An 8,172-nucleotide genomic window follows, 5' to 3' on the forward strand; every position below is an offset into this window, starting at 1 on the left:
ATGGAGAATAAAAAGTTTGAATAAAGTTTTAACTCAAAGAAAACCACGGAGGCACTAAATGGTACTATGAAATTTTAAAATATTTCTTGGTGAACTCCGTGACTTAGTGGTTATAAAAACGATGAAACGCTTAGGTCCTCAAATCAAACTTTCTCCAACCAATAACCAATATCCCGTTATAACCCTTTTTACTACTTGCGAAACTTCAATTAATTGTTTATAAAAACAAAAATCACTCAGCAAAAAGAGGTTTTGGAATAATAAAATCAAAGATGAGTTTTAGTATATAATGAAGAAATATGATCTGCCAATTATATTTTAGGTGGCAGGGTAAAATTGGTTTATAACGGAAGCAATAAAGTTAAAAAAATAACAGATAGAAGCCTGTAAGTAATTGACTTACAGACTTTTAACTGTTATTAAAATTCACTTTTCGGAGAGCGAAGAATTCGAACCACTGGTCCACTGTGAAGCAGACAACAGTTTTTAGGACCGCCGCATTCGGCCGCTCTGCCTATTCTCTAAGGCTATTTATTTCCCCATTTGAAAAGTTTTGACCGCCAAAGATTCATCCTTTTATTTCCCGCCAGCTTTTAAAAGCTCTAAATTCTGCAAATAAACCTTATTCTGAGCATTTGCACGCTCAATAATATTGACGGCATTGTTCCAGGTATCATCAAACTTAGTCATTTCATTATATACCTCATCCTTTTTGTAAGTTAGTCTGATTCCTGTTTGAGATACAGAAACCACCTGGTCTGAGGAATATTTTGCTTTATCCCAGGGATGGTTATCTAAAAATTGGCCAAATTTAATCATATGGGCAATCTGGGCTTTTCTTCCCGAAAGCAGCTTCACATCATAATCAGGAAATTGGATTTCGACGGATACCTTTTCGCTGGTTTTGCACTCAGGGACATAAATCCTTGTCTCAAGATCCTGGCCACTGTAATTCCAGCTTCCTGTTGTTGCTTCAGCAGAATAAGAAAGTTCCCTGCCATTTACCTTTACCGAAACAGGAGCATAAGTGCAGGGAAGCCGAAGTTCATAACCTCTGGCCTGTAACATTCCCGTAAAACTTCCTTCAACCGGGTCAATCTGAACGTTCATCAATGTATTTCCCTTTTTCATAAAGCTAACCGAAGTATATGCAAAAGCACCTTTTTTGAAATTATTGTTATTTCCTTCATCTTCATAGACTTTACAGGAACCGCTATTCCCCGGGAAAATATTAAGGATCATCGGGTTCAATGGTTTTTCATCTACTCTTGACATTTGAGGTTGCATAGGGATAATTGCCCCTGATTTCACATAGACAGGCACTTCATCCAGAGTAAAAGGGCGATTGATAACTTTCCCGCCGTCAATCATTGTTCCGGTGTACCATTCAAACCACTGGCCCTGAGGAAGCCATGTCTGCTGGTAAGTGAAGAGGGAATCAGCGCCAATAGGTTTTGTTACGGGGTTAATTAACATGTCATCTCCAAAGAAATACTCATTTTTGAATACATAGGCATTGTCCTCTTTGGGATATTCGTAATATAGAGGATGAACAATAGATATTCCGCTTTCGTAAGCATTATGGGCCTGGGTATAGATGTAAGGTATTAAAGAATATCTTAATACGAATGCATTTCGCATGGCATAAAAATATTCATTGGGATAAGACCATATTTTCCTTTCAATCCGGGGATCCTTTGTACAGTGTGTACGGAGAATCGGGCTGAAAGCGCCCCATTGTATCCATCTTGTATACAATTCAGGAGTATCCGGGTCAATATTGTGTCCCCCTATATCATGGCTCCAGTAGCCAAACCCTACATTGGCTGCAGTAGCCGTAAAATACGGCTGGTAATTTAATGAATTCCAGCATACACGGGTATCACCAGAGAAACCTATTTCATACCTGTGATTTCCCAAACCACCCCATCTGTGAAAAATAAGCGGCCTAACCTTATTCCTGCGTTCCATGTCACTATAATGCACATAATTCAGGTAAAAGGTAGGATTTACTCCGGGTATTTTGGTGGTACCCCACTGTTGCCAGTCGAGCCACCAGAAATCAATTCCCGCATCCTCCATGGGATGCAGAACTATATCCATATAGTTTTTAGCAAAATTCTTATCTGTTATATCAAAAGGAACATATTTTTTAGTTGCAGGATCAATACCCATTGCCTTTGCCATCTGAGGGTAAACTTCCTCATGGGGCTGTATACCGGATGCAGGATGTAAATTCAAACAGGTTTTGAGGTTTTCTTTATTGGTCCACTGTAAAAAAGCCTTAGGATCAGGAAAATACGAGCGGTTCCAGGTGTATCCTGTCCAACCATATCTTTCGCCAGCCTGGTCTTTCTCAAGTTTCCCATCTTTATAAAACCCGGGAAGTGAAGTAATATGCCAGTCCATATCTATCACAAAGACATCAAGAGGTACGCTATGTATCTTAAACTGATCCACAAGCTCACGAAGATCAGCATCTGTATATTCCCAGTAACGCGACCACCAGGTACCAAAAGCAAATTTCGGAGGCAGGGCAATATGACCTCCTATTTTAGTAAAATCTTTCAAAGCCAGTTTATAATCATATCCATAAGCAAAGAAGTAAAGATCTTGTGTTTTATTTGCCTGACGCGACATTACCCAGGGATAATCGGAATTGTCAAAAACCGGACGTTGGGCATCCTCAATAGCCACCCAGCCATCTTTCGAGATGATACCCTCTTCCAATTTAATTTTCTCCTTTTTCCTGGTGTTCCAATTGTAAGAACTATCACCATCACAGCCATCAAGGGTACGTGTTGTTCCTGACAAATTGCCAGAATTAGCCATACCGGGTTTCCAGGTCTTCTTCTTGCCATCCATCACAAAAGAGATGCTGAGGTTTTTTTCTGTAAAAGGGCCACTTCCAATTTTATATTTCAAATCAACCTTATCAGTCTTGATTTCCAGCCAGCCGCCTTTTTCCTTTTTTTTGAAAACCGGTACAGGAAGATTTCTATTTACAAATGCAAGAGAAGCATGATCTTCGAATTTACCATCCTCATTCCACTCCATTCGTATTACTTCGGGGGTAAGAACTGTAAATCTTGCTTTTTCTTCTATAACCATTGCCGAAGAATTAGCAACAGGGTTATATTCCTGAGCCATAACCAATCCCGGCAAAAATGCCATAAAAATGACATAAAGTTTTTTTAAGTTTCTCATATTTTTAGGAATTTTTTTTTAAAAAAAGTAAAACTTTCTTTTTATAACAAGTAAAACAGGTATATACTTTTAAAAAGTGTCCATAGAACAAACTTTTACTTTTTAAACAGCAGGGCTTTCACTAACACAAAAATTGTTTTTTAAAGATCAAAAACAACCGACTCATCATCAGAACAAGGACATCACGCCGGAATTCATTTTTGCAGTGAAAATTTAAGTTTTTGATGTTTAAAACCAGGAGAACAGGTATTTATAAGTCATTTTCAAACCCAAATTTCTCAGAAAGGTAGCATAATCAACAAGCATAGAACTGATAATCAATAAGTTATTTTTGCGACTTGGCGTCATTTGCGAGAAATGCATTCCACGCCAAGTCGCAAAAAATTAATGCAATATATACTTTAATTCCATTCAAGATCACTTGTTAGTGGTGAGTGCAAAATTGTGAATTGCTCTTTTAAACGTCCGCCCTATAAAAAATCGCCAACTTCTCCTGTTAATTACAAACTCCTGTTAATGAACATTTACTCCTTTTAGCAAGGTATTCCCAAGATTATAGTTCTGTTTTTGGGGAATACCGGCTTTGCCGGTACCTAAATTCATTAATTTTCGGAGTTCTTCGAAATATTGGTCATAAACCGCCCTGGGTAAAACCTGGTGGTTCTTGCATATAGAAGCAGCCATACCCACTACTTCACCCAACATCCCGGTAGTACGCATAACCCTGACAGTACCCAGCGCTATATGAGTCACACTGATATCCCTTCCAGCCATGAACAGATTACTTACATTCCGTGAATATAAGCAACGGTAGGGAACAGGATAAGGATAAATGGCTTTTTGTTTCGAAATAGCCAGGAACTCTTCTCCCGGAAAAGACTTGGAATTTTTCGGATCCGGATAATGCAGGTCTATAGTCCAGCTTGTGGGTGCAGTCCCATCGGGGTATTTGACCGATTCCGTAAGATCCTGTTCCCTAAGGACATAATCGCCCAATAACCTTCGTGATTCACGTTTGCCGGCGATGTAGGCAACCCATTGTAATTTACTATGGCTAAAATCATTCCTGCCTGAATAATGATTTTTCAGATAGGCCCAATTGGAATAAACCACCAACAATCCATAATCACGAATTTTTTCAAAATCTTTAACCTGGTCAAAATTCATCCCGGTTTCCCATTTCCAATCGCCAGTTTTAAGCTTTTGCACATTTTGTTCATTAAACTTTAATCCCCAGGCAATATCAGGGAAAGCAACAGGAGCATGTTTTTCTTCCGATCTCCATTGCACAGAAGAGCCCATGGTCATTTTGTCCTTCACTTCCGGTGCGGTAGGTTCGCCAAAATCATTCCTGCTTTCGCGTCCCATCAGAAAATCTGCACCAGCCAAAAAGCCAATGGTTCCGTCTCCGGTACAATCCGCAAAAATTGGAGCCGTAAACCTTAATTCTTTGGAATTCAATATGTTTTTTGCCACCACAGCGACTATCTTTTGTCCGTCTTTTTCAACGGCAAAAGCCCGGTAATCAAGAAACAGAGTAATATTCTTTTCCTCACTTACCACATCGAGTTTTTTCTGATCTTCATAGTTTGAAGCAGGTTGTGCATTGCCAAATTTGACTGGTCCAATCTCATTAACAATATTTCCTAAAGCAGGATAAGGATCCAGGTTGATGCGTCCGCCAAGATGGACGCGCACTTCAGAACTGTTGTTGCCGCCCAGTAAAGGGCGGTCCTGTATCAAAGCCACCTTCAGGCCTAAACGTGCAGCCGAGATAGCCGCACAAGTGCCTGCAATACCCCCGCCGACGACCACGAAATCAAATTCTCCGGCTTGTTCAGGCTTATCAGGCAACTGCAAAGCTTTTTTTCTAAAAGTTGATAATGTTTCCAGGTTGTTAGAAGGCCAGAATTTAGGATCGTTTGAAAGAATGATGGCATCGCAGCGCCCGTCAAATCCTGTCAGATCGTGCAATACCAGTCTACAAGAAACAGAATTGATCCTGACGGTCCCGCCGTCCTGCCAATCCCATCCGGCACCCTGCGTACCGAAAACAGGCTGCAATACTTTCCCGTCAATGATAACCTTGAATTTGCCGGGAGCTTCATTCTTGGTCCAATAAGCAGTCCAGTTTTTTGTCCGTACAAAAACATGATAGGTCCCTTTTTTAGGCAATTTAACAGATGTAGAGGCATCGGCCACCGGAGTTCCTATGCCATGAGCCATTAAGTAGGGGGAACCCATCAGATCCATAAACTGCTGATCGACCACCCAGCCTCCTTTATTTTGAAAGCTTTCTGTTTCAACCAATATCTGCGAAAAACCCAAATAGCCTGTCCCCAAGGACAGGCTAATAAGGGATATTATCAACTTTATCTTTTTCATTTTATTTATTTGAAAGAAATTTCAAATATAATATAAGAATTGATTGCATTACCTGTATTTTAACCAGGTTGTTGCTTTGCATTTCTTGTCGCTTACAAAACGGATCCAACGGGCCTGAAAATCGCCAGGGAATGTATAGTGATAAGTCTTACCGGGAGCAACAGTAACCGTTTTATAAGTCATCCAGGGTCCATCGCCAACAGGATCGACCTGAATTGTGAATTCTACAGGTTCATTGGCATCATGTGAAATAGACAGTTCCCGCTGGTCATAAAATCCAATCAGATAAGGATCTGAAGGTTCATTGGCAGAAACAGCCGTATTTTTCCAGGGGCCACCTTCACCGGTTGGTTTTCCCAACTTCCACAAATCATCAATTACTCCGGCCCAAACAGCAGCCTTTCCATCCCCGGAAACAATAATATGAGGATTATTTTTACCCGCTTGGGGATTAATCCCGGTCATGATCAGCATTCCTCTATATCCGGCATAATCCGTGATTCTGAAATTATGCGAAGCGATGGGACGGATTTTTGCAAATCCATCGGCATTTTCTGCGGGCAATTCATAAAAAGTACCTTCACAACTGAACAAATCCCTTTCTGTAGAAACTTCCCGGCAAATACGCAACAGAGAAGAATTTAAAAGTTCACGGTAAGCCATATTTCCAAGTGGCAGCCGCCAACGCCGGTTTTGATTATCAACTATAAGTATGGATGATTCATCAACAGAAAGCACATCTTTAGGAATGGCAAACCGTTCATTAATAAACTCCAAGGTTTTAGGATCGTCTTTAGGAACCAATTTCATGTCTGCCGTAAGTTCATAATATCCTACATCCGACCTCGTACCTCCTTTATAATTTTGTACAGATATTCCCAAAGCCCGGCGGTTATCACCCAATCCATACAACAATCCTCCTGTCAGATTCGTCTCGTTTACTTTGGCTAAGCCGGCAAATATCCTATCCGGAACCGTTGTTCTTATATCATTGGCCGAATAAGAAAATTGAACAGTGGCAATTGTCGGTTTATCTACTGAAACCCTTATCCATTCACCTTTTTCTGTGGCAGTGAAATCCATTTCCATGTTTTTCCCTGCATCCACGTCTACTGAACGCAGCGTTTCCCAGTTGCCATCGCCCTTTAAATCAACCTCAAAAGTAAAACGGGCAGGAATTTCTCCATCATTTTGTATCCATGCACAACGTTTAGGCCAGCCTGCAAATAACATCGGATCGGATGGTTGATGGGCTTTCACGGCTTCTTTTAACCATACCGAACCCTCAGAGGTATTAGGACCAAGTTGATCCGGCTGCCGGGTTGAGGTAAACCAAAGGTTGGAATTTGACTGACCGGGGCCTTCAATATTTCCTTTTACTTTGCGTTTATTTAAGAATTCGTTATGAGCAGCATCATCACAGCCAAATACGAGCTGGTTGTTCCAACGGGTGAAGTCCCCGATTACTTTCAGGTAAGCAGAAGCGGGACGGATGCCGGCATGATTTGCAGATGAAAATGTACCCGGGAAATGCCAGAACATACCGTGCATGGTCATTAAATAATCGGGCTGCTGAGGGGTACCCACATCCCGTATCCTAGGCCATTCAGTATTCCAGCCATGAGCCCCGTCATAACTGTGGCTTGCTTTGGGTAAACGGAAGAATGACCATGTGCCATGGTCGCGAAGTCCCAGCAACAAAGATTTATGATCCCAACCAATGGTCCAGATCGGATCAGTAGCCGGATTTGCATTGCCATATATACCTCCGGGGCCTGTAATTTCAGTGAATTGATTACGGCGGATAACCTTCCAGTTTTCGCCATCCCATTCGGCCAAAACCCCTGATTCAATATCAAATTTTGTAAGCGCTTCCTTGGATGCTTCTCCATTATTCGCAAAAATCAACACGCCCTGACCGGAATATAATCCTTTGCCATGTGCACCCGGAAGAAGTGAACCCGGAAGATTGGCCGTGATGTCTTTTCCCTTTTCATGCTTTACATTTCCGTCTTCATACAGCATCCTGGTTTTTAAGGTATTGACATCAATTTCATAAAATCCTTCTTCCATGGTTGCAATATAAATCTTCCCGGCCGGATCAGACAAATGCCGGGCAGCTCCCGTATACCGGCCCGGAGCTTCCTTATTGGAAATAACCCGCACATTTCTATGGGCATCAATGGCATAAGGACCAATAAAAAGCTGGTTGCTTTCCTTATGGATCAGGCGGTCGGCAGGCGTTCCCCCTATACTTTCGGGACGAATGCTTTCATGCAAATCATTGGTAATCTCGTAAAGTTTATCGGAGGATCCGAAGGGGCAATGGGGCCCATAAGTAATCACCCATAAACGGTCGGCCCAAGGCACTACTGCACCCGTTCCACATTCCCCTTCATTGTTGTAATAGGCAAGATGTGGATATATCCCACTAAAATTCAAATTTTCCCGTATCTTTTTCGAAGACTGGGCATTGCCCATGAGTGTAAGTCCAAGGAGAGATAAAATGATTGTTATTTTTTTCATTCAAATGAATTATTTGTATCTGTTGATTTTTGTGTCAAAAAACATAGACCGGGA

At 41.3% G+C, this 8,172-nt stretch carries 3 protein-coding genes; all 3 read right to left on the reverse strand.

Features of this window, described 5'->3' with window-relative positions:
* Nucleotides 1-576 precede the first annotated feature (576 nt).
* Nucleotides 577-3,207, reverse strand: a complete 2,631-nt coding sequence (locus Q8907_09550) for a glycoside hydrolase family 31 protein (GenBank protein ID MDP4274509.1) — start codon at nucleotides 3,205-3,207, stop codon at nucleotides 577-579.
* Between the two features lie 513 nt (nucleotides 3,208-3,720).
* Nucleotides 3,721-5,592 (reverse strand): FAD-dependent oxidoreductase, encoded by a 1,872-nt coding sequence (locus Q8907_09555; GenBank protein MDP4274510.1) that lies wholly within the window; start codon nucleotides 5,590-5,592, stop codon nucleotides 3,721-3,723.
* Between the two features lie 48 nt (nucleotides 5,593-5,640).
* Nucleotides 5,641-8,118 (reverse strand): hypothetical protein, encoded by a 2,478-nt coding sequence (locus tag Q8907_09560; GenBank protein MDP4274511.1) that lies wholly within the window; start codon nucleotides 8,116-8,118, stop codon nucleotides 5,641-5,643.
* Nucleotides 8,119-8,172 lie beyond the last annotated feature (54 nt).

It is taken from the genome of Bacteroidota bacterium (assembly GCA_030706565.1).
Classification (GTDB): Bacteria; Bacteroidota; Bacteroidia; order Bacteroidales; family JAUZOH01; genus JAUZOH01.